The organism is Streptosporangium sp. NPDC023615, from assembly GCF_040640155.1.
Lineage (GTDB): Bacteria > Actinomycetota > Actinomycetes > Streptosporangiales > Streptosporangiaceae > Streptosporangium.
In genome coordinates this window covers 118680-139497 of sequence record NZ_JBFABE010000002.1, presented here as the reverse complement: position 1 = coordinate 139497, position 20818 = coordinate 118680, and the positions used below count along the sequence as shown (strand labels likewise).

Here is a 20818-nt window from a genome sequence, read left to right as displayed (position 1 = left end):
GCGTGGTCTCGTCCCGCGCCGCGGGCAACCGGCCGCGTCCGGGACGGGACGCGGTCGCCCTCCCTCGCCCCGGGCGCGGCCGGGCCTCACCCGGTGTAGTTGTGCCCGAGGGGCCTGCCCGGGATCGGCCTGGCGACGAGGGCGACGGGGACGAAGAAGCAGATCTGGCCGATCGCCAGGGTGAGCGTCCAGAGCGCCTTGTCGTCGTAGTGGGCCGCCGCCCTGGCGTACAGCTCGTCGGGGACGCGCTCCCCGGCCGGGTTCGGGACGAGGACGGCCTCCACGAGCTCCAGCGCGACCCGTTCGGCGCCGGTGAAGAAGGGGGCGTCCCGCCACGAGGCCACGGCGGTGACGCGTTCCTCGGTCTCCCCGGCCTTGCGGAGGATCCCGGCCTGCCGGACGGTGTGGTACGTGCTGCCGACGATCTGCCCGGCGCGCAGGTGCATCAGGCCGACGGTGGTCTTCGGGATCGCGCCGTTGTGGACGGCCGCGGTCATGGCCCCGGCGAGCGTGGCCATCTCCGGGAAGAAGCGGGCGGGGTCGGGCAGGCGTGACCGGAGACCGTCCTGCTCGTTCGTCGTGGATGTGGACATCGTGGTTCTTCCTCTCGATCGTGGCGGTGTTCGCGAGGCTCGCGTCCCGGCCGGGACGCGGAACCCTCCCGCGTCCCGGCCGGATCGCGGCCCCCGCGCACGGGCCGGGACGTGGGACCCTCCCGCGTGCCGGATCGTGTCTCAGGAGTCCGACGACACGACCGCCGGGAATGTGAGGCGACGCGCCCACCTCACGTTCCGGTGCGCTGTCTCGTCGATCGGGTGAGCGCGACCGCACCGAGGAGCCGACGACACCATGACCGCACCATGACCGCCCCGTCCGAGCAGGGAGACGCCGGGCCCGATCCGCGCCTGAGCGCGATCGCCGGCGAGCGGCGTCACCTGATCAATCTCGCCTACCGGCTCCTCGGCACCCTGGCCGACGCCGAGGACGTCGTCCAGGAGACCTACGTCCGCTGGTACGCCATGTCCAGGGAGCAGCGGGAGGCCGTCCGTTCCCCCGGGGCCTGGCTGACGACGGTCGCCGGCCGGATCTGCCTGGACCTGCTCGGCTCGGCGCGGGTCCGGCGGGAGAGCTACGTGGGCGAATGGATCCCCGAGCCGCTGCCCGACCGTGCGGAGTGGGTCGACGGGCGGCCGGGCGACGCCCCGGGAGACCCCGCCGATCCGGCGGACCGCGTCACCCTCGACGAGTCGGTCAACATGGCCTTCCTCGTCGTACTGGAGTCGATGACCCCGGCCGAGCGTGTCGCGTTCGTCCTGCACGACGTCTTCCGCTACCCCTTCGCCGAGGTGGCAGAGATCGTCGGCCGTACGCCGGCGGCGTGCCGCCAGCTCGCCTCCTCGGCCCGGCGCCGCATCCGCGCGTCACGGACCCTCCCGGCTCCGGCGGCCCGGCGCGCCGACGTCATCAGGGACTTCCGGCGGGCGTGGGAGGCCAAGGACATCGGCGCCCTCGTCGGCCTGCTCGCCCCCGAGGCCACGATGACCTCCGACGGAGGCGGACTCGTCAGCGCCGTGCTCCGCCCGATCGAGGGCGGCGAGCGGATCGCGCGCCACGCCCTGACCATCGCCGGCATGGTGCCCGGCATGACGATCCTGGAGCGGACGGTCAGCGGCCAGCCCGGCCTGGTGGCCCAGCAGGGCGGCGTCACCGTGGCGGTGATGGCGTTCGAGGTGGCGGACGACCGCATCACGCGCATCTGGGCGGTACGCAACCCCGAGAAGCTCCGGCCGTGGGCGCCGGGGACCCCCGGGTGACGGGGCCGGTCCGGCGATCGGCCGCCGTCCGGGCCCCGAGCGATGATTTCCCGGACGTCCGCGGGTTGTAGGCGGTGACGGACCTCATCGACTCGCAGGAGGCGGACATGTCGAACACGAAGAGCCGTGGGAGGGACCTCGGGCAGGGAGGCGAGGCGGAGGCCGTACAGGGTCGCGAGGCGGACGCCGGGCACGGAACCGCGCTCTGGGCGTCGGAGGCCTGGCGGCGCGGCGCGGTGGCGTGGCTGGACGAGCGGCTCGCCGCGGCCGGGACGGAGCGGACCGGAGAGGTCACCCAGCCGCACCTGCGGCCCTGGGGCACGGTGCTCAGGGCGCCCACCGCCCGCGGCCCGGTGTGGCTGAAGGCCCCCGGGCCGGACACCGCGTTCGAGGTGGGGCTCTACCGGCTCCTGTCGCGGGTCGCGCCGGACCGGATCCCCCTCCCGGTCGCCGTCGACGTCGCGCGGGGGTGGGTCCTGCTCCCCGACGGCGGGACGCCCCTGGGCGAGCGCGTGGCGGGCGCCGCCCTGGCCGACGCCCTGGTGACGGTCCTGCCCGAGTACGGCCGGCTCCAGCGCGACCTCACGCCGCACACCGAGGACCTGCTGTCGCTCGGCCTGACCGACATGCGCGCCGCCGTCATGCCGCGGCGGTTCGACGAGGCGGCGCACGCGGTCGGGGAGTACGTGGAGCGGTACGGCGACGCGTCCGACCGGGAGACCCACCGGCGCGTGGCCGCCATGCGCGGCACCTTCGTCTCCTGGAGCGGACGGCTGGCCGCCGCGTCCGTGCCGCCGAGCCTTGACCACAACGACCTGCACCCCTGGAACGTCCTGGTGGCCGGGACCGCGCCGGTCCGCGACGTGCGCTTCTACGACTGGGGCGACGGCGTCGTGGCCCACCCGTTCGCGAGCATGCTGGTCGCCCTGGGATTCCTGCGCCGGCACCTGGAGGTCGCCCCCGACGACCCGGCCGTCCTGCGTCCCAGGGACGCCTACCTGGAGGTGTTCGGCGACCTCGCCCCGCGCGCGGAACTCGTCGAGGAGCTGGAGGTGGCCTGCCGGGTCGCCAGGATCGCCCGTACCCTCGTCTGGGAGCGGTCGATCCGGGCCCAGGGCCACGCGCACGCGGGCGAGTTCGCGAGGGCGCCGCTGCGCTCCTTCGCGTCCCTGCCGGAGGACTCGTGGACGGCGCTGGGTGCCTGACCTCCCCGGCCGCCCCGCGGGAGGGACCGCGGTGACGTCGCCGGTGGCCCGGCGCCCCCGCCGGGCCACCGGGACGCGCGGGTAGGGTGCGGCGAGATGAGCGAGCACGAGCGGGAATCCGGGAACGAGACGCCGGGAACGCGGCTGCTGGAGGCCGCGAGAGGGGGCGACGCCGACGCCTTCGGACGCCTGGTCGACCCGTTCCGCGGCGAACTGCACGCGCACTGCTACCGGATGCTCGGCTCGGTCCACGACGCCGAGGACGCCGTGCAGGAGACGCTGGTGCGCGCCTGGCGGAGCCTGGGGCGGTTCGAGGACCGCGGCTCGATCCGGCCGTGGCTGTACAGGATCGCGACCAACAGGTGCCTGACGCTGATCGAGCGCCGGAGCCGCAGGGAGCTTCCCGCCGACCTCAGCCCGGGGGCCGCGCCGCCCGCCGAGAACTCGTGGATCGAGCCGTACCCCGACGACAGAACGGGACCCGAGGACCGCTACGTGGCGCGTGAGGGCATGGAGCTGGCCTTCGTCGCCGCGCTCCAGCACCTGCCGGCCCGCCGGCGGGCCGTCCTGATCCTGCGTGAGGTCCTCGGATTCTCGGCGCGCGAGGTCGCGGACCTGCTCGACACCACGACCGCGTCGGTCAACAGCGCGCTGCAGCGCGCCCGCGGGGTCCTCGCCTCCCGGCTCCCCGCCCCCGGCCCGCCCTCCCCCGACGAGGAGGGGCTGCGCAGACTCGCGGACCGGTACGCCGCCGCGTGGGAGGCCGGGGACGTCGAGGCCATCGTGGCGATGCTGACCGACGACGCCAGGTACTCCATGCCGCCGCTGACGGAGTGGTACGAGGGACGCGAGGCGATCAGGGCCTTCCTGGTCGCGGGGCCGCTCGACCACCGGTGGCGCTTCCTCCCGGCCCGCGCGAACGGGCGATTCGCGTTCGGCACCTACGCCTGGAACGCGGACAGGAGGGCCTACGTGGCGGCCGGGCTCGACCTGCTCGAGGTGCGCGGCACGGGGGTCTCGGAGGTCGTCTCGTTCCTGATGCCGGACCTCTTCGCCGCCTTCGGCCTCCCCGACGAGATCGCGGGCCGATCCGCCGCCGGGCGATGAGTTCGGCGCCCTCTGCGGGTTGTACGCGGTGACACGACCGATCGACGCGCAGGAGGCCGACCATGCTGCTCAAAGGCAAGAACGCGATCATCTACGGCGGGGGCGGTTCGGTGGGAGGCGCCGTCGCCCGCGCGTTCGCCCGTGAGGGGGCACACGTCTTCCTCGCCGGGCGGACCCGGACGACCCTGGAGGAGGTCGCCGCCCGGATCCGCGCCGCGGGAGGCGCGGCCGAGACCGCCGAGGTCGACGCGCTGGACGAGAGGTCGGTCGACGAGCACGCGGCCGCCGTCGTGGCCGGGGCCGGAGGCATCGACGTGTCCCTCAACGTGATCGCCGACAGGGACGTCCAGGGGACACCGATGATCGAAATGTCACCCGAGGACTACCTGAGCCCGGTCGTGACCTCCGTGCGCTCGAAGTTCCTCACCTCACGCGCGGCCGCCCGGCACATGGCCGCGCGGCGGTCGGGCGTGATCATGGCGTTCGGCGGGGCGGGCGACCGGGACTCGGCGCGCCGCTACGACCTGGGCGGCCTGCAGACCGCGTTCGACGCGGTGGAGTCCATGCGGCGCCAGCTCGCCGCCGAGCTCGCACCGTACGGGATCCGTGTCGTCACCCTGCGGACCGGCGGCGTGCCCGAGACGATCCCGGCGGGCCACGACGGGCGCGAGGCCATCGAGCGGGACATCGCAGGGAAGACCCTGACCGGGCGGGCGGCGTCCCTGGAGGACGTCGGCAACGTGGCCGTCTTCGCCGCCTCCGACTGGGCCCGCACCGTGACGGGCGCGGCGATCAACATGACCTGCGGCGCGGTCCTGGACTGACGGCTGCGCCGCCCGGCGGCCCTGCCCGGACGTCGGGACTCCGGGCCGCGGAAAAGGGCACCGTCTCTCACGCGGACTCGGCCTGTCACCGGAAGCCCCGGACCGACGGCGCGGCCGGACCGAAGGCGGAAATCCACGACTCGGCCCGAACCCCGTCGCGAGCACCGACGACAACACTCGAACACCGTCGATTTCGCCTGCGACCGACGGTGGAGGCCGGTACGGGTAGATGCCGATCAGCCCGTCAAGGGCCCGCGTCTGGATTCGCGCTCGAAATCCTTGATGGTCTGTGTCACGAAACGCCTGCCGACGGCCTCCGGTGATTCACGTCGACCGGCGGCGTCGAGGATCAAGCCTCTGTGGCTCCATCGCCGTTCGTCCCCACCGGCCTTGCATCTCATGGAGACCTCCAGCCATATACCTGTTGCGTCCTCGGTGAACTCCGGCCGCAGAGCGCGCCATGGATCTTTGCAGATGGCTTCGAACAGTGGTCTCCAGGTGGCGCGATACACGCCTTTCAGGTATTCGGGGTTCCCCGCGCGAAGGCTCCGGGGGTCGACGTCCCTGACATGTGGGCCTCCCGGCCATGCCTCTACGTCGCCGGGAGTCCTCTCCTCCATCGGCTCCGCCACCACGGGCCAACCCTCCGGCGGGGGCCAAGGTCGGGTGGCCAGGAGCTCGTTCAGGTGCGTCGTGAGGATCACCGCGTCGTCGATCGCGCGATCGGCGATGTCGAGACCCTCGGCCTCCGCTTGCTCGACGACAAGGCCATGGAACGTCCATGGCTCCTCCAGCCCCGGCAAGGACACTACCGAGGTCGCCCATATCCCCTTCTCTCCCTCCGAAACGGAAAGGGTCAGCAGGGAGGCGCCGTATTCCTGTAGTTCTTCTTGGAGATGCTCCCGCGAAGCCGCGCAGAACTTCTCGCTGTAGCGCTCCAAGCGACTCATGAATCGGTCGTGGAACGGTGGACGGTGATGATTCCTCCAGGTCGGTCATCAGCAGGCCGTCCGCCGGACGATCCCCGTTCTTCTCGTCCCGTGGAGGCCGGAGGCGGCAGCACCGCGGAGGGGCTCTTCTGTCCGATCGGCGGCACCTCTCGTCGTTCGTGCGATGAGAGGCACCCGGAAGACGTCATACCACTCATTCGTCTTTTATCCCATGTTTTTGACGGTCCTGCGGTGTTTCCAGTCGCACGGTACTTTCCATGGGCGGAACGAAGCATTCCCCCCACGGATTCGTGAACACATCTGCGACGGGCGTTCACCGGTGGACGCGACGCGAGGATCGACGAACGCCGGGCCTTTCCCTTCCGGTCACAGGCTCGACAGTCCCTTCCCCAGCGTGGTGAGCCCGCCGATCAGCGCGAGCAGGAGCACCGTCAGCCGGGCCGGTCCCTCCGGCACCCGCCGCGCCAGCGCCGCGCCGATCACAGAACCCGCGGCGATCGCGGCCGCGACCAGCAGCCAGAGCGGCACGGTGAGCCGGGGCGGCCCTTTGGCCGCGACGGAGAACGCGTTCACCACGATCCCGTAGAACTGCGCGTTCGGTACGAACTCCCGCACCGTCCAGCCCGCGTTGACCGCGTACAGGGAGACCACCGGGCCGCCCACGCCGGCCGAGGAGTTCATGAACCCGCTCGCCGCACCGGCGGCCACCGCACCCTTGACGCCACGCAGGGCGGACACCCGGGCACCGCGCATCACCAGCAGCGCGGCCGCGCTCACCAGCGCCCCCGTACCGGCCAGCAGCGCCGGCTCGGGCAGACGCGCGGCCACCACGCCCCGGCCGGCACCGTGCAGGCGGCCGCGGCGACCAACGGGACCATCGAGGCCGGGCGCACCCGGCGCCAGGTGCCGGCGAGGCCGACCGCGCTGACGGCGCCGGCCGCGCAGTTGGCGAGCATCACGCCCTCGGACGGGCCGAGCAGCAGCACCAGGGCGGGCACCGCCACGAGCGCGAACCCGATCCCCGCCAACCGCTGCACCGACGCCCCCACCACCACGATGACGCCCAGCACGACGACGAAACCCCAGCCATCCGCCACGAACGGCTCCTCGCGTGCTCTTCGCCGGAACGGTCCGTACAGCCTCCACCCGCGGGGCGAGCGTGATCAACGGCTTTTCCCCGTCGCGGTCACAACCGTCCCGGCATGAGCCGGACGCTCCGGCCCGGACACGAGCCGGCTCGTGTCCGGGGCGTTCCCCTCACCCCGGGCGGCGGGGCATGAGGACGCAGGCCCGGTAGCGGGCCAGGTGCCCGTTCAGCCAGGCGGCCCCCTCCCGGTCGTCGAGGTCCGTGCCCGCGAACGGATCGGCGATCAGGGAGGCGGGGGAGCAGCGGTCGCCGAACAGCACGAGCGCCGGCTGCCCGCCCTCCCGCTTGGACGGCCAGATCAGTCCGTGCGCCGCCGGGGCCCGCTCCCTGATCCAGCTCCCCCAGCGGCGGGTGGCGTGGTAGTCGACGGGGTCGGCGTGGACGAGCCAGGAGTCCTGGGCCACCGCGGCCAGCGCCTCTCCCGAGCACAGGTCGACCAGGACCAGGTCCTCGGTCGTGATGACGACGCTCGCGCGCCGCCCGCGCACCTTGGCCCGCCGCACCAGCCGGACCCCGCGGTCGTCGAAGGGGATGTCGCGCAGCAGCGCCTCGGCCAGCGCGGTCTCGGCCTCCAGCCCGGCGTAGTAGTAGGGGTACGGGTCGTTCCCGGTCCCGTCGAAGCGTCCGCCGCCGAAGTTGGCGTCGGCCGGGCGCGGGTTGAAGTCGGTGGCCTTGAAACGCCGGTCGTGCACCCGCCACAGCCGGGTGCCCGCCGGCAGTTCCCGCAGGTGAGGGGTGGCGTGGTGACGGGCCGGGGGAGGCGCGAGGGGCATCTCTCACACCTCCGTGGTCTCGGCGCGGGCCGCGGAGATCAGCCGTTCGTCCGGGACGCGGCCCATGAGCCGGACCGGGGAGCCCCCGAGCCAGCCGTTGTCACCGAGCCACCAGTCCGCCGCGCCGAAGGGGTCGTCGGCCGCCTCCAGGATCCGGTTGATCGTCCGTACGAGCGGCAGGGGCCTGCCGTCGGCGGCGAACTGGAAGGCCGGCCAGCGGGCGGCCCCGCCGGGGTGCTCCAGCCTGATCAGCCCGGGATCGCCGGGGTCGTGGCCGGCCGCGCGCAGCTCGTCGGCGGTCAGCGCCGGGGCGTCCAGCAGCCGGGAGAGCGCCTCCCGCTCCACCTCGGAGGGCGGCGGGCCGAGCCCCAGCCGGGTCCGCAGCACGGGCGGGGGGAGCAGGGCCGCCCCGGCGCGCCGCTCGTCGCGTTCGCGCAGGGCCACCAGGACGGGGTGGTCCGCCCGCAGCCGCCCGCGCAGCAGGTCGACGACCTCCTCGGCGATCTCCTCGGCCGCCGCGGGGTCGCCCTCCCGGGCCAGCAGCTCCTCCACCAGGGCCGTCAGTTCGCCGAAGTCCTCGGGCGAGAGCGCCGAACGGACGTCGTCCCACCGCTCGGCCAGTGCCGTCAACGCGTGCCGCAGTCCCACGGTCCTCCTTCGGGAGCCGATGTCATGGTGTGCCGCCGTCCCGCTTCAGGAGCCGATGTCATGGCGTGCCACCGCCGTCCTGGCCCGCTCGACGTCCGCCCGGTCCAGGCCGCCGATCTGCAGGTCGAAGCGGACCTCCCGCGCCGAGGCGGGCTCCACCGCGTGCACGGTGAGGAACCCGGTCTCGCCCATGTGGAAGGTGATGTGGATCGGCGTCCCCCTCGGCAGCCTGGGCGGCAGGTCACGGAGCCTGCCGCGGCCGACGAGCGTGTTGTCGGCGACCTCCTCCGAGCTCTCCCGCCCGTTCTGCTCCCACACCTCGACGTCGATGGCGGGCTGGTTGTCCATGGCCGTGGCGAAGGGCACCGGCCCGGTGTCGGCGGGCAGCGCGGTGCCGGCCGGCAGGAGGTGGACGACGTACGCGCGCGCCCGCAGCGGATCGGTGTGCGCCAGCGGGTCGTTGTGGTCGAGCACCTTGACCCCGAAGCCCCGCGGCACCACGGTGGTCACCCGCCGCGAGCGCATGCTCTCGGCCTGCGCCCTGGTGATGCCCAGGCGGTCGGCGACGTCCTCGGCGTCGCCCTGCTGGGCCTGCCTGACCAGCGCGAGCAGGGCCGCCCCCCGGGCCACCGCCAGGTCGGGCTCGTGATGGCGGGGCGTCGTGCCCAGCAGCTTCTCCAGGCGGGCCGCGACGGCGGGCATCCGGGTCATGCCGCCGACCATGACCACCTCGTCGAACGCGGTGACCCCCTGACCCCGGGCCCTCTCCGCCGTCTCCTCGGTGATCTCCATGGTGCGGTCGAGCAGGTCGGCGGTCAGGTCCTCCAGCCGCTGCCGGGTCAGCTCCACCCGGACGGCCTTTCCGGCGAAGCGCAGGTTCTTGTGGCGGGTCAGGGAACTGCTCAGCTCCTCCTTGAGCTGCTCGGCCTTGATCCACAGGTCCTGCGCGAACCTCTCGTCGGCGGTCGGGTCGAGCCGGGGGTGCTGCTCGGTGAACGCCTCCAGCAGGAACGTCCTGATCCTGGCGTCCCAGTCGGCGCCCCCCAGCCGCTGGTCGCCGTCGGTGCAGACCACGTGGGCGTCGTCGCCGTCCATCCGGATCACCGTGGTGTCGAACGTGCCGCCGCCCAGGTCGTAGACGAGCAGGTGCCGTACGCCCCGCGCGGCCTGGCGGTCCTGGCCGGAGAGGGCGGCGGCGACCGGCTCGGCGAGCACGTCCAGGACGTTCAGCCCGGCGATCTCGCCCGCCTGGCGGGTGGCCTGCCGCTCGGCCACCCCGAAGTAGGCGGGCACCGTGATCACCACGTCGCGGACCGGGCGGCCGAGCCGCCGTTCGGTCGCGGCGGCCAGCTCCTTGAGGATGAGCGCGGAGATCGCCTCGGGGGTGTACTTCCTGCCGTGGAAGGTGTACTCGACGTCCTTGCGGCCCATCTGCCGCTTGACGAGCTGGACCGCCAGGTCCGGGGCCAGCAGCGCGGCGTTCCTGGCGGCGGCGCCGACCAGGACGCTGTCCCTGCCCTCGAAGTAGACGGCCGAGGGGGTGGTGTACTCCCCGAGCGCGTTCCGCACGACCACCGGCCGTCCGGCGTCGTCGACGTAGGCGATGCACGAGTTGGTCGTGCCGAGATCGATTCCGAACGCCATCGAAGGTCCTCTCAACGGCCCTGGTAGGTGAACGCCGCCCACGACTCGGGTTCGTGGAGCGGCGCCTCGCCGACGTATCCGGCCAGGTCCTCACCGAGCCCGGCGGGCCGGGCCCGGTGAGGGTCGAGCATCCACAGCTGGGCCGCGCGCAGCGCGACCGCCGGATCGTCGTACCCGGCGTTCAGGTAGTGGTGGAACATCATCGTGAACAGCATGGTCGGCAGGTCGTCCACGGGCCAGCGGGTGCCGACCACGCCCACGGCGCCGGCGGCGAGAAAGGCGGTGGCCAGCGTCAGCGCCTCGTCGTGGTCGCGGCTGGTCAGGTCGCTCCCGCAGGCGGCCAGCACGACCAGGCCACCGGACGCGCCGGGCGGCCTGGCCCTGGCCCGGCGCAGGATGCGCGTCATGCCGAGCGTCTGGCCACCGGCCAGCAGCAGGTGGGAGTCCACCGGGCGGCGCGCGGGGTGGGCGTGACACCCCAGGTGCAGCAGGGTCGCGCCGCCCGAGTGCGGGCCGGGCAGCAGGCCGATCACGTTCTCGGTGGTGGCGGAAGGACCGGCGTGGGGCGGCGCGTGCCCGGTCACGTTCTCGGCGGCGGGCGGACCGGCCTGGGGCGGCGGCACGTGCCCGCGCCCGGTACGGCCGCCGGTCCTGGGGCGGCGCCCGCCGAGCAGCCTCCCGTCCGGGTAGTGGCGGCCGTGGATGTGCTCGATCTCCTTGGAGGACCAGTAGAGGTGGCTGCCGCCGACCCGGACCAGCGCGGCGTCCTCGGCCCAGGGGCGATGGCCGTGGCGGCGCGCGTCGACGAACTGGCGGGCGGAGGCGGCGTAGGAGATCACCCTGTCCTGGACGGCGTAGCGCCTGACGCCGCTCCCGACCTCGCGGCGGGCGGCGTGCCAGGGGACGGCGCCGAGTTCCCCGACGGGGACCAGCACCAGCCGGCCCCGGGCGGTCCGCTCCAGGAGCGGCTCCATGGCGGCCCCCCACGCCCAGTCGCACAGGTCGCCGAGCGCGTGCCTCCACCGGCGGAACGCGCGCCGCCTCTCGGCGGTGTCCGCCTCGGCCCTCTCGTGGTCGCGGTGGGCCCTCTGGAACGCCGCCACCCGGCTGCGCGGCCCCGTGTCCAGCCGCGGCAGCGGGATCTCGTCGGTCCGGCCGTCGGCGCCGACCACCAGGGCCGAGCCGCCGCGCCCGCCCTCCCGGACCACCAGGTAGGCCAGCGCCGCCGCGCCCGCCTCGCGCAGCGCCGCGGCGACCTCGTCGACGGACGGCACCGCGAACAGCCTGCGCTCGATCTCGGTGCCCTCGACCGCGGTCATGACGCGCTCGCGCAGGTCGCTGGGGAGACGCGCCTCCGGCAGGCTCTCCAGGACGTCGGCGTACCCGGGCGGCCCGGCGGGGTCGTCCCACGGGGCGGGGCCGATCTCCGCCGAGGCCGCCTCCCATTCGGCGGCCAGGTCGTGGTGGCCGCCCTCGCGCAGCAGCGACGGCAGGGTCGTGTCGGTGATCGCGGCGTGCAGGACCATCGCCCGGCCCTGTTCGAGAGCCTCGACCGCGGCGCCGGTCATGCCGTCGGCGACGCAGCGCATCGCCGCGTCCGCCGCCTCGCCCGCGGCGGCGACGGCCGCCTCGAAGGCCCGCCCGGTGTCGTTCTGGAGCAGTACGCCCCGGGCCCGCACCCGCAGGGAGGCGAGCCACGCCTCGGCCGCGCGGCGCCGGTCGTCCAGGCGCGCGTCGCCCCTCATGCCGTAGGCGGTGGCCAGCATGTTCAGGGTCGCCGCCGTCAGGTTGCCGAACGGGTCGGCCTCCTGGACCCGGCGCGCCTCCTCCAGCCGCGTGATCGCGTTGCTCAGGTCGGCGCGGTCCCCGCTGACCTCGTACCGCATCACCAGGCTCTGCCCGAGCGTCCCGAGCAGCCACGGGCGGAACGGCAGCCCGACGGGGGCGGCGGCGTAGGCGTCGGCCAGCGTCTCGATCCCCTCGTCGAGAACCCTCAGGTCCCGCCGGGCGAATCCCGAGTGGGCCCTGATGAGACCGGCCGAGCCCAGCTCGATGGAGTAGTACGGGCTCTCCCGGCCCAGCTCACGCCCCCTGCCCTCGATGGAGTCGGCCGCCGCCGCCACGCGCCCGGGATCGGCCAGCAGGGCGCTCGGGTCGGGGCCGTCCGGGCCGAAGGCGCCGCGGAGGAACTCGGCCAGGTGGATGTCGCTCTCGATCTGGGGACGCAGCAGGTGGTCCTCGGACAGCGGCCCGGCCACCGCCCTGAGCGCCGCGATCACCGCGTCGATCGCGCTCGCGTCCAGCGAGCTCGGGTTCCGCAGCAGCGGCGTGACCGCGAGGAGCCAGTCCCCGGTGATGTCCGTCAGCCTGCCGCCGGCCCCCTCGGGCTGCAGACGCGCGTAGTAACCCGCGGCGTCCAGGTTCTCCAGGCCGCCGCCGCGCATGTAGCGCAGGGCCAGCACCGAGGACAGCAGCGCCGACCCGGTGGCGCGGATCTCGTGGTCCGCGGGGACGAGCGCGACGATCCGCTTGATCCGCTCGACCACGTCGTCCGGCCGCGCCGGGCCCTCGCCGAGCACGTCCTGGAAACAGTCCACGAAGACGAGCAGGAGCCGGTTGAGCGCGTCGTTCCCCGGGGTCGCGGCGGGACGCGCCATCGCGCCCAGGACCAGCTCCCGGATCCTGTCCAGCCGCTCCGGGGCGTGTCTGTACCACATCGTCCGCAGCAGGGTCTGGATCAGCCGCTTCAGGGTGGGGACGCGATCCGGGTGGTCGTCCGGGAGCTCCTCCAGGACGAGCTCCAGGAGCGCGAGCGCGGCCTCCCGCTCCTCCGGCGTGGCCTCCTGGGACGTGGCATGGCCCTTCGCGGTCATGTCGCGGTACTGGCCGATCATCCCGCGCAGCACCTCGCCCACGGCGCTGCCCGGGCCGAGCCCGGCGATGGTGCGGTCGAGCGACCCGAACGCCGTGTCGGCCTCCTCGGCCCGGCCGTTCCGGACCGCCTGGAAGGCGCGCAGGGCGTCGCGGAACCCGCGCAGCCCCTCGGCGTCGCTCCCCTCCTCGCCCTCGAGGAGCGCCCCCATGCCGGCGATGAGCTCCTCGGAGACCTCGCCCGTGGGTCTCGTGCCGGAGGCCGCGATCCTCGCCACCGTCCGGAGCGACGACACCACCCCGGCCAACGCCGAGCTCCGCGAGCTCCGCGAGCTCCCCGAGCTCCCCGAGCCCGCCGGATCCGCGGCGTCAGCGGCGTCAGCGGCGTCCGGCCCGGTCATCCGGTCCAGGTGGCCGAGCGCGAGCCGGGCGTCCTCGGGGTCGTGGACGGTCCGCGACGCCATGACGTGGGCGAAGTCACGCAGGCCCAGCGCCTGCCCTCCCCGGCGGAGGTTCTCCGGCACCGAGCGGTCGAGCCGCAGCAGGCCCATGAGGGCGTGGCAGGCGTCGGCCATGGTCCCGTCGCATCCGGGCAGCCCGAGGAGCGTCTCGAAATCCCGCAGTGCCGCGTCGCAGTCCTCGACATCCCCGCCGAGGCGGGTGAAGCGCATCGCGCGCGTCAGCGCCCGCCAGTACAGGACGATCAGCCGGTAGGGGTCGTCGGCGGGCATGTCCCGCCACCCGGCGTCGAGCGTGCGGAGCGCGGCGGCCACCCCCTCGTCCGGCGTGTCCTGCCCGCCCTGTGCGCCCGGCCGTTCCCCGCCCTGCGCGTCCGGCCGTCCCTCGCCCGTCGCGTTCCGCCGGCCCCCGTCCGGCGGGGCGGCGTCCGTCTCCACGACGTCGTGCAGGGCCGCCCTCGCCAGTGCGACCCCGAGCGTGCCGGTCACACGGCCGAGGGCCGGATGGCCGCCGGGCATCAGCTCCAGCGACCGCCGGAACGCCACGGCCGCCTCGCCCAGGTCGTCCCTCGCGCTCTCGGGGACCCACTGTGCCCGCAGGCAGAGGGCCACGCCGAGGTTGTGGGACGCGACGGCGAGGTCGGGGTCGTCGATCCGCGACACCGCCTCGGCCAGGCCGCGACGACCGTACGCGACGGCCGCCTCGATCGCGTCCTGTCCCGGGCGGTCGAGCAGCAGCTCGGCCAGCACCAGCGGGATCCAGGCGGCCAGGGTGTCCGGGTCGTCCGGGTCGTCCGGGGGATGGGGCGTCTCGTCGGCCAGGCGCAACGTCGCGACGGCCTCGTCGAGGTCCGCCTCGTCACGGGTGACGCCGTAGCGGTCCGTCAGCAGGAGGCCCAGCTCGGCGAGGACCGGGAAACGCTCCTCGCCGGGCGGGCACCGTTCGAGGAGTTCACGCAGCTCGTCGATCCGCTCGTGAAGCCCCCGGAGGTCGTCGTGCTCGTCGTGCCCGTCCGGACCGGGGAGCTCCCGCGGCCCGCCGGGCCCGGCAGACGCGCCGGGCCTGGCAGACGCGCCGAGTCCGCCGAGTCCGCCGAGTCCGCCGAGTCCGCCGAGTCCGTCGGCCTCGGCGGGCGCGGCGCCCTCGCCGGGCTCGCCGGTCCGCCCGGCGGCCGTCATCGGGCCCCCAGGGAGGCCAGGTACCTCAGGAACGACAGCCCTATGGGGACGGCGCACAGGACGGCGACCGCGACGACCACCAGGAAGACGGCCAGTCGCCACGGGCGGTACGGATCGGTCTGCACGGGTGTTCCCTTCGGTTCGGATGTCAGGGGGAGTGGTGGACCTGCAGGCCCTCCCTGACGAGGAGCCAGCCGGACAGGTCGAGCACACCGGCGTCGATCTCCCCGGAGGTCAGCCAGGACGAGGTGCGGAAGAAGCGGACCTCGGCGAAGTGCCGGCGCATCGCCCGCACCACCCCGTCGAGCCCGGCCGGACCCTCCAGCCAGCGGCGGATGTCGTCGCTGTCCCTGCCCACCCCCGCCAGGGCGTCGCAGTGCCGGACCAGGTCGTCCTTGGTCAGTGCCACCGCCAGCCGCGCCTTCTCGGTCGGCACGCCGAGACCCTCGATGTTCTGCAGGAGCTGGCCGAACACGAAGTCCGTCGCCATGTCCGAGCGCAGCCGCGCGTACCCGGCCCGGTCGGCGGCCGGGAGCGAGTCCCAGACCACGTCGACGGAGAGCAGGTCGAGGGTGAACAGGAACGTCCGCGCGGACTTGATGTAGCGCAGCTCCCGCAGCAGCTCGGACGCGCCGACGAGCTCGCCGGGCGCGTCGAAGATGTGCAGCAGCCGGGGCGAGCCCCTGGGCGGGAGGACGCGCAGCGTGTACGCCCGCAGCGGCGCGTCCTTGACCCGGATCGTCTTCCACGTGTGCACGCCGGCCTGCAGCTTGTCGGCCAGGCCGCGGTAGGCGTTCTCGGACTGCTCGTCGGCGAACTCCGACCTGGCGCCGTGCCCGGCGGGCCCCTCCACCAGGCCCATGACCAGTGCCGTCATCAGCCGTGTCTTGCCCGTCGTGGCGGCGCCGAGCACCGGGACCACGATCTCCGGCACGGTTCCGACCCCCCTGGACATGGGCTCCGCGCAGTGCGGGCAGTGCGCCCGCATCCGTCCCCCGCCCCCCATGAGCACGAGGGTCGGCAGCAGCGCCCCGCACCCGCAGCGGCGCCTGACCACCCCGTAGCGCCCCGGCCGTACGTCGCGGTGCCGCCGTCCGCATCCCGGCGCCGCGCACTCGTAGGAGGGGCGCTGGACGCGCAGGTGGCAGGAGGGACAGCTCGTCCGGATGCCCTTGACCCGTCGCAGGGCCGAGTCGGCGGCGCGCAGGACGAGCCCCGTCGCGGCCACGACCACCGTCAGCGCGGCCACCACCGCCACCTGCACGGCGTACAACGCCACGACGGCGAGGTATCCGCCGATGACGCCGACGAACATGGCCATCACGATCATCCGCCCGGCCGGTGCCGTCAGCCACACCGCGTTCCCGGTCCCGGTGCCGTCGAGCACACGGAACCGGTGGTGCCGGCAGGCCTGCCACGGGGCGGGCAGCGCCGTCCGCGCCGCGTGCCGCAGGTCGGCCAGCGCCGGTCCGAAGAGGTAGTGGGTGTACGCCGGTTCCTCCGACCCCGTGGCCCTGTCGGGGGGCGGCGCGAGCCGGGGCGGGTACGGGGCGGAGCCGAGCCCCATGGCCGACGCCAGCCGCGCGAGGTAGGCGTACACCGAGTACCCGGCGTACACCAGGGCGCCCGGCGGGATGAGCCACAGCAGCGGCCACGCGCACAGCATGAAAAGACACCCGGCGGTACCGGCCCCGCCACCGGCGGGCCGGACGGGGGCGCGCCGGTACCGCGGGGGAGGATACCCGCCGTAGCCGTAATTCCCTGACATCATCCGGCCCCTCTCGCGCGGTGCCCCTCAGCCATGGAAGAGCCGTCCCGGGAGCCAGCCCCGGCGTGGCCGGACCTGCGCACGCCAGCGCTTGAACTCGTCGCCCGCCCGGTTCGATCCGCGACGCACCTCCCCCTCGACCGCGTTGAGATCGCGCCTGCGCCACTCCGGCAGGGCGCGCAGCAGCACGTCCTCGACGTCCTCGGCGACCTGGGCGGTCCGCTCGTGGCGCAGGGCGGCGCGGAACGTGGCGAACGCGGCGGCGGCGACGGCCACCGCCCGCTCCTCGCCGAGTCCGCGCTCCACCTCGGCCAGGTACAGGTCCCGGACCGTGCCGGGAACCCGGGAGAGCAGTTCGGCCAGCGTCTCGCACGGCAGTGACGCCAGCAGGACCGGCAGCCGCAGGCGCAGGTAGCTCCTGATCGCCGGTACGCGGGTCCGGTTGTAGACGGCCGCCAGCGACTCCCCGGCCTCGAGCCGTTCCCGCTCCTGTCCGGCCGAGAGGCGTTCCCGCCCGTCCCCGGCCGCCGGCCGCCGGCCGCCGATGGCACCGCCGCCCCCGGTCAGGCGCCGCTCGGTCTGCCGGACGCGCGCCATGACCGCCAGCAGTTCCCGGGGCCCCTCCGGGAGGGCGCCGGCCAGCGGCAGCGATTCCAGCAGGTCGCAGAGGGCACCGTAGGCCTCCGCGCGGAGAAGGTCGCCGTCCGGCGACGGCCTCTCCAGCAGCGGTGCCACCCGGTCGGCGAGCACCCGGTCGCCGAGGACCTCCCGGGGCAGGCGCGTCAGCACGGCGCGCGCGTCGTCCAGCGGCCAGCCGTCCGGCCACAGCGCGTCCAGCAGGGTGCCGTCGACCCCTCCGGCCGCCGGGGTCCGGCCGGACAGCAGGGCCAGCGCGGTGTCCACGCGCCGCTCCGGACGGTCGCGGGCGCGGGCGACCAGCACGGCCTCGCGCAGGGCGGGCAGCGCGGTCAGTTCCGTGTCGGTGACGGCGGCCGCGAGCTCCCCCTCGAACGCGGCGCGCAGCGACTCCCCGGCCGCCGCCGACCGGTCGAGGTGGGCCAGCGCGCCCGCCCGCAGGTCCGGCCACCGCCGCACGGCCTCGTACACCCCGGCGGGGGGCGGGGGCCGCAGCAGCTCGGGACCGATGGCCCGCAGGCCGCACTCGCGCAGCGTCTCCGCGTCGGGGGAGACGTCGTGCGCGACCGCCGTGCCCAGCACCCGCACGACGGCGCCGGCGTCGGCTGCCGCCAGCAGCCGCGCGTACTCCCGCCGCGCGTGCTCGCGTGCCCGCGGCGACCGCAACGGGCGGACCGCATCCACCGCGTCCACCGCGTTCGCCGCGTCCACCGCGTCCACCGCGTTCGCCCCGGGCCCCCCGGGCCCCCCGGGCCCCCCGGGAGACCGGGCGGGCAGGGCGGGCCGGGTGAGCCGGGCGAGCTGGGCGGCGACCAGGCGTTCCTCCACCAGGGCGAGCAGCTCGCCGGTCCCGACGGCCGCGGCTCCGTCGGCGAGCCCGGCCAGGTGGGCGGGGGAGACCGCGTCGTGGTCGAGCAGGGCGGCGCCGATCCGGCCGACCGTGTCCTGGCCCAGGCGCGCCGCGTGCTCCTTCAGCCAGGCACAGGCCACGTCGAGATCCGCCGGCCCGAGCCCCACGCCCCGCCCCAGCAGCGCCGCCGCCACGGCGGGGGCGTACCAGTCCTCCAGCCGCGTCTCGCCGCCCCCGCCCAGCGCGGACGCCCGCCGCCACAGCGACTCGGCGGCCACCGTCCCGGCCGCCGCGAGCAGGTGCGGCAGCGGCCCCACCTCGATCTCGGAGGCGGCCCCCGTCGTGAAGTCGAACAGGTAGAACGCCTGGAACGACCGCTCGTCGGCGGCGATCTCGGCACCGGGCGACGCGCCTGTCACGTGGTGGCGGCTGTAGGACGGCCGGAACCGGTACGTGGCGAACGACATCCGGGCGACCAGCCCCGGCGGCAGCAGGAAGGACACCGCGGCGATCCACCGCGCCACCTCGTCGGAGTCCGCGGCGAAGATCACCACGGACCGGTCCTGGTCGAGCACGGCCCGCTCCACGGCGGCCAGCAGGGCGGGCAGCAGCGACCGCCCCGCGCCCCGGTCCAGGAAGTCGTCGATCACGTCCCGCCGCAGCGGCCCGCGGGGCAGCGGCCCGCGCATCGGCGGCAGCACGGTGCCGGCCACCGGCTCCCGCGTCCACAGGGGCGCCCGCCACAGCTCGATGGGCGCGGGCCCGCCCCACGGCCCGTCCGGGACGGGCACGAGCGCGTGCGCGAAGTAGTTGCCGAACCTGCCGGAGTAGTCCGTCCCGGTGAAGGTCACGTTGGTCACGATCGGCCGGGGGCCCGGCACGAAGCACAGGTTGACCGGGCAGCGCGCGACCTGCTCGGGCGTCGGCGAGTGGCCGAGCGTGCCGGGCGGCTCGTAGGAGCTGAGCGCCTCCACCTCGCCCATGACCTCCGCCGGCACCCCCGGCGTGACCGCGTTGAACTGGTAGCCGGCGTAGCCCGACAGCCCCGTCCGGCACGACGTGTAGTAGAGCTGATGGAAATCCATGTCATCACCCCTTCGTCGACGGCAGGACGTCCAGCCGGCTCAGCAGCCACAGGAACGGGTCGGCCGCCCGGTAGGGGTGGATTCCCCGGGGGTCCACCCGGTTGTCGGCCGTGGGGCTGTCACCCAGCGACGACAGGCCGAAGTAGCGGTAGGACGTGTAGTTCTTGCGCATGACCTGGTCGATCTGCTCGCCGTCCCACTCGTGCAGCAGCGCCCGTACGTGGTCGTGCACGGCCAGGCTGTCGCCCTCGTCGAAGACCGGTTCGGTCGTGGGCGGCTCGCGCAGCAGGGGGCTGCCGGGCGCGAATCCGTGCCGCAGCGCGTCGATCTTGGACAGGGCGACCGCGACCGGGATGTCGAGCCGCCGCCTGGCGTCGCGGCCGTGCGCCTCGTAGAGCACCTCGGTCACCCGGGTCAGCACGTTGACCGGGCTGTCGGTCCCGTCGTCGATGTCGGGCAGCCGGACGCCGGGCCGGGCGGCCGCCCGCGCGCCGCGCATCTGCAGCGGGTCGAGGAGGAGGATGATCCCGTCCGCGCCGCGCAGGTAGCGCACGTTCAGGTCCACGCTCCGCTTGCTGATCAGGTCCTCGCCCGCCGTGTCGAAGAACGAGGTGATCGTGTGCCGGTTCCGCGCGCCGAACAGCCCGGGCCGGTCCAGGGTGACCTTGAACACCAGCGGGCGCCGCAGCTCCGCCTGGCCCGGCCTGGTGGTCCCCGGCAGCGTGTTCCGCCGGTAGAGCAGGTCCTCGTACTTCCTGGAGAACTCGCTGCGCGTGTGGTCGTCGGAGCCGACCACGGCGGCGTCGAAGCGCCGCCCGACCGAGTGCATCAGCTCGTGCAGCAGGACCGTCATGTAGACGGTCTTGCCGGTGTTCTTGGCTCCGATCAGCGCGATCAGGCGGCTGGTGACCTTGCCGAAGTGCACCGGCAACTGGCTGTGGCAGTGCGGGCAGATCCGCTGGGTCGACTCGCCCCCGCAGTCGGGGCAGCGGGCGCCGCCGCGCCACCCGCTGACCAGGGGGCTTCCGGCGAACACCGGGGGCAGGGCCTCGTTCATCCCGAACCGCTCCGACAACGCCGCGTCGCGGGCGGGGACGCACCGCGTCCCCTTCGGCCCGAGCAGCGAGGTGCAGCGAAACATGATCTTCCGCTGCTGGAAGCGCTGGTAGCAGTACGGGCAGACCAGGGTGGACATGGGGGACGTCATCGTCGTGTCACCAGATTCCGGGAAGTCGTACGAGGGTCACGTCGTCCGTGGCGCCGGGCGCGGGGAAGCAGGCCAGCCGGGACGAGCCGGGCGGCGAGGGGACGTCGATCCGCAGCGTGAACGGGTGGTCCGGGTCGAGGTCGTGCGCCGGCACCTCGCAGAGCACCGTGCCCTGCTCGGGGTGCAGCGGGATCACACCGCCCGCGCGGTGCACCACGAGCAGCGGCGGCACCCGGCAGCGCCGGTCCGCGCTCAGCACCAGGACGGCCGAACGGCGCGACAGCCGGGGCTTGCGGAACTCGTAGCGCACCTCCGGGCCGATCGCGGGGATCGCCGCCGTCACCGGGCGGGAACGCAGCCGGCCGGCCACGGTGCGCACGCTCGCCACCACCGCGCCAGGCCCGACCCTCAGGCGGAACCCGTTGTCCTCGTAGCCGCGCCGCCGGCACTCCACGACGGCCGCGCCGGGCCGCCGGCCGGGATCGGTCCCGTCGCTCCCGCCGGCGGCGCCGTCCCCGCCGGTTCCGAGGGTCCCGTCGTCTCCGCGGACCCCGCCCGTGCCGCCCGTGCCGTCCGTGCCCCCGGTGCTCGCCGTGCCGCCCGTGCCGCCCGTGCCGTCCGTGCCCCCGGTGCTCGCCGTGCCGCCCGTGCC

The 20818-nt window shown here is 74.7% G+C and carries 15 protein-coding genes and 1 pseudogene; 4 read left to right on the top strand and 12 right to left on the bottom strand.

Annotated features, from left to right (window positions below):
• Positions 1-86 precede the first annotated feature (86 nt).
• Positions 87-593, bottom strand: a complete 507-nt coding sequence (locus AB0G16_RS02060; protein WP_362797375.1) for a carboxymuconolactone decarboxylase family protein — start codon at positions 591-593, stop codon at positions 87-89.
• Positions 594-860: 267 nt separating this feature from the next.
• Between AB0G16_RS02060 and sigJ the strand changes: the two genes are divergently transcribed.
• The 4 genes from sigJ to AB0G16_RS02040 all read left to right on the top strand — a co-directional run bounded on the left by sigJ (position 861) and on the right by AB0G16_RS02040 (position 4950).
• A complete protein-coding gene (gene sigJ / locus AB0G16_RS02055; protein WP_362797373.1) occupies positions 861-1814 on the top strand; it encodes an RNA polymerase sigma factor SigJ in 954 nt (317 codons plus the stop codon).
• 107 nt (positions 1815-1921) lie between these two features.
• Positions 1922-3019 (top strand): phosphotransferase, encoded by a 1098-nt coding sequence (locus AB0G16_RS02050; protein WP_362797371.1) that lies wholly within the window; start codon positions 1922-1924, stop codon positions 3017-3019.
• 96 nt (positions 3020-3115) lie between these two features.
• Positions 3116-4126, top strand: coding sequence for a sigma-70 family RNA polymerase sigma factor (locus AB0G16_RS02045; RefSeq protein WP_362797369.1), 1011 nt, complete (start codon positions 3116-3118; stop codon positions 4124-4126).
• Positions 4127-4188: 62 nt separating this feature from the next.
• Positions 4189-4950, top strand: coding sequence for an SDR family oxidoreductase (locus AB0G16_RS02040; RefSeq protein WP_362797367.1), 762 nt, complete (start codon positions 4189-4191; stop codon positions 4948-4950).
• Positions 4951-5186: 236 nt separating this feature from the next.
• Here the strand turns inward: AB0G16_RS02040 and AB0G16_RS02035 are convergent, their stop codons facing one another.
• From AB0G16_RS02035 to AB0G16_RS01985, 11 genes and pseudogenes are all read right to left on the bottom strand, one after another.
• Positions 5187-5900, bottom strand: coding sequence for a hypothetical protein (locus tag AB0G16_RS02035; RefSeq protein ID WP_362797365.1), 714 nt, complete (start codon positions 5898-5900; stop codon positions 5187-5189).
• Positions 5901-6266: 366 nt separating this feature from the next.
• Positions 6267-6937, bottom strand: a pseudogene (locus AB0G16_RS02030) (sulfite exporter TauE/SafE family protein).
• A 220-nt stretch (positions 6938-7157) separates the two neighbouring features.
• Positions 7158-7820 carry an RES family NAD+ phosphorylase gene (locus AB0G16_RS02025; RefSeq protein ID WP_362797363.1) on the bottom strand — a complete coding sequence of 221 codons (663 nt, stop codon included), beginning with the start codon at positions 7818-7820 and terminating at the stop codon, positions 7158-7160.
• A gap of 3 nt (positions 7821-7823) precedes the next feature.
• Positions 7824-8468 (bottom strand): hypothetical protein, encoded by a 645-nt coding sequence (locus AB0G16_RS02020; RefSeq protein WP_362797361.1) that lies wholly within the window; start codon positions 8466-8468, stop codon positions 7824-7826.
• Between the two features lie 45 nt (positions 8469-8513).
• Positions 8514-10112, bottom strand: coding sequence for an Hsp70 family protein (locus AB0G16_RS02015; protein WP_362797359.1), 1599 nt, complete (start codon positions 10110-10112; stop codon positions 8514-8516).
• Positions 10113-10123: 11 nt separating this feature from the next.
• On the bottom strand, positions 10124-14620 hold the full coding sequence (locus AB0G16_RS02010; protein ID WP_362797357.1) for a CHAT domain-containing protein: 4497 nt from the start codon (positions 14618-14620) through the stop codon (positions 10124-10126).
• Positions 14617-14745, bottom strand: coding sequence for a hypothetical protein (locus tag AB0G16_RS02005; protein ID WP_362797355.1), 129 nt, complete (start codon positions 14743-14745; stop codon positions 14617-14619). The genes AB0G16_RS02010 and AB0G16_RS02005 overlap by 4 nt, the downstream gene beginning before the upstream one ends.
• A 23-nt stretch (positions 14746-14768) precedes the next feature.
• Positions 14769-16286, bottom strand: a complete 1518-nt coding sequence (locus AB0G16_RS02000; RefSeq protein ID WP_362797353.1) for a hypothetical protein — start codon at positions 16284-16286, stop codon at positions 14769-14771.
• Positions 16287-16415: 129 nt separating this feature from the next.
• Positions 16416-18959: a GTPase-associated protein 1-related protein gene (locus AB0G16_RS01995; RefSeq protein ID WP_362797351.1), complete on the bottom strand. Its 2544-nt coding sequence runs from the start codon at positions 18957-18959 to the stop codon at positions 16416-16418.
• 4 nt (positions 18960-18963) lie between these two features.
• A complete protein-coding gene (locus AB0G16_RS01990) occupies positions 18964-20166 on the bottom strand; it encodes a hypothetical protein (RefSeq protein ID WP_362797349.1) in 1203 nt (400 codons plus the stop codon).
• Positions 20167-20173: 7 nt separating this feature from the next.
• Positions 20174-20818: hypothetical protein (locus AB0G16_RS01985; RefSeq protein WP_362797347.1), on the bottom strand; the 645-nt coding region annotated here is incomplete at its 5' end.

Coding starts and splice junctions, on each gene's coding strand:
- AB0G16_RS02060 (WP_362797375.1), bottom strand. CDS start 593: ATGTCCACATCCACGACGAACGAGCAGGACGGTCTCCGGTCACGCCTG.
- sigJ (WP_362797373.1), top strand. CDS start 861: ATGACCGCCCCGTCCGAGCAGGGAGACGCCGGGCCCGATCCGCGCCTG.
- AB0G16_RS02050 (WP_362797371.1), top strand. CDS start 1,922: ATGTCGAACACGAAGAGCCGTGGGAGGGACCTCGGGCAGGGAGGCGAG.
- AB0G16_RS02045 (WP_362797369.1), top strand. CDS start 3,116: ATGAGCGAGCACGAGCGGGAATCCGGGAACGAGACGCCGGGAACGCGG.
- AB0G16_RS02040 (WP_362797367.1), top strand. CDS start 4,189: ATGCTGCTCAAAGGCAAGAACGCGATCATCTACGGCGGGGGCGGTTCG.
- AB0G16_RS02035 (WP_362797365.1), bottom strand. CDS start 5,900: ATGAGTCGCTTGGAGCGCTACAGCGAGAAGTTCTGCGCGGCTTCGCGG.
- AB0G16_RS02025 (WP_362797363.1), bottom strand. CDS start 7,820: ATGCCCCTCGCGCCTCCCCCGGCCCGTCACCACGCCACCCCTCACCTG.
- AB0G16_RS02015 (WP_362797359.1), bottom strand. CDS start 10,112: ATGGCGTTCGGAATCGATCTCGGCACGACCAACTCGTGCATCGCCTAC.
- AB0G16_RS02010 (WP_362797357.1), bottom strand. CDS start 14,620: ATGACGGCCGCCGGGCGGACCGGCGAGCCCGGCGAGGGCGCCGCGCCC.
- AB0G16_RS02000 (WP_362797353.1), bottom strand. CDS start 16,286: ATGCTGTGCGCGTGGCCGCTGCTGTGGCTCATCCCGCCGGGCGCCCTG.
- AB0G16_RS01995 (WP_362797351.1), bottom strand. CDS start 18,959: ATGGATTTCCATCAGCTCTACTACACGTCGTGCCGGACGGGGCTGTCG.
- AB0G16_RS01990 (WP_362797349.1), bottom strand. CDS start 20,166: ATGACGTCCCCCATGTCCACCCTGGTCTGCCCGTACTGCTACCAGCGC.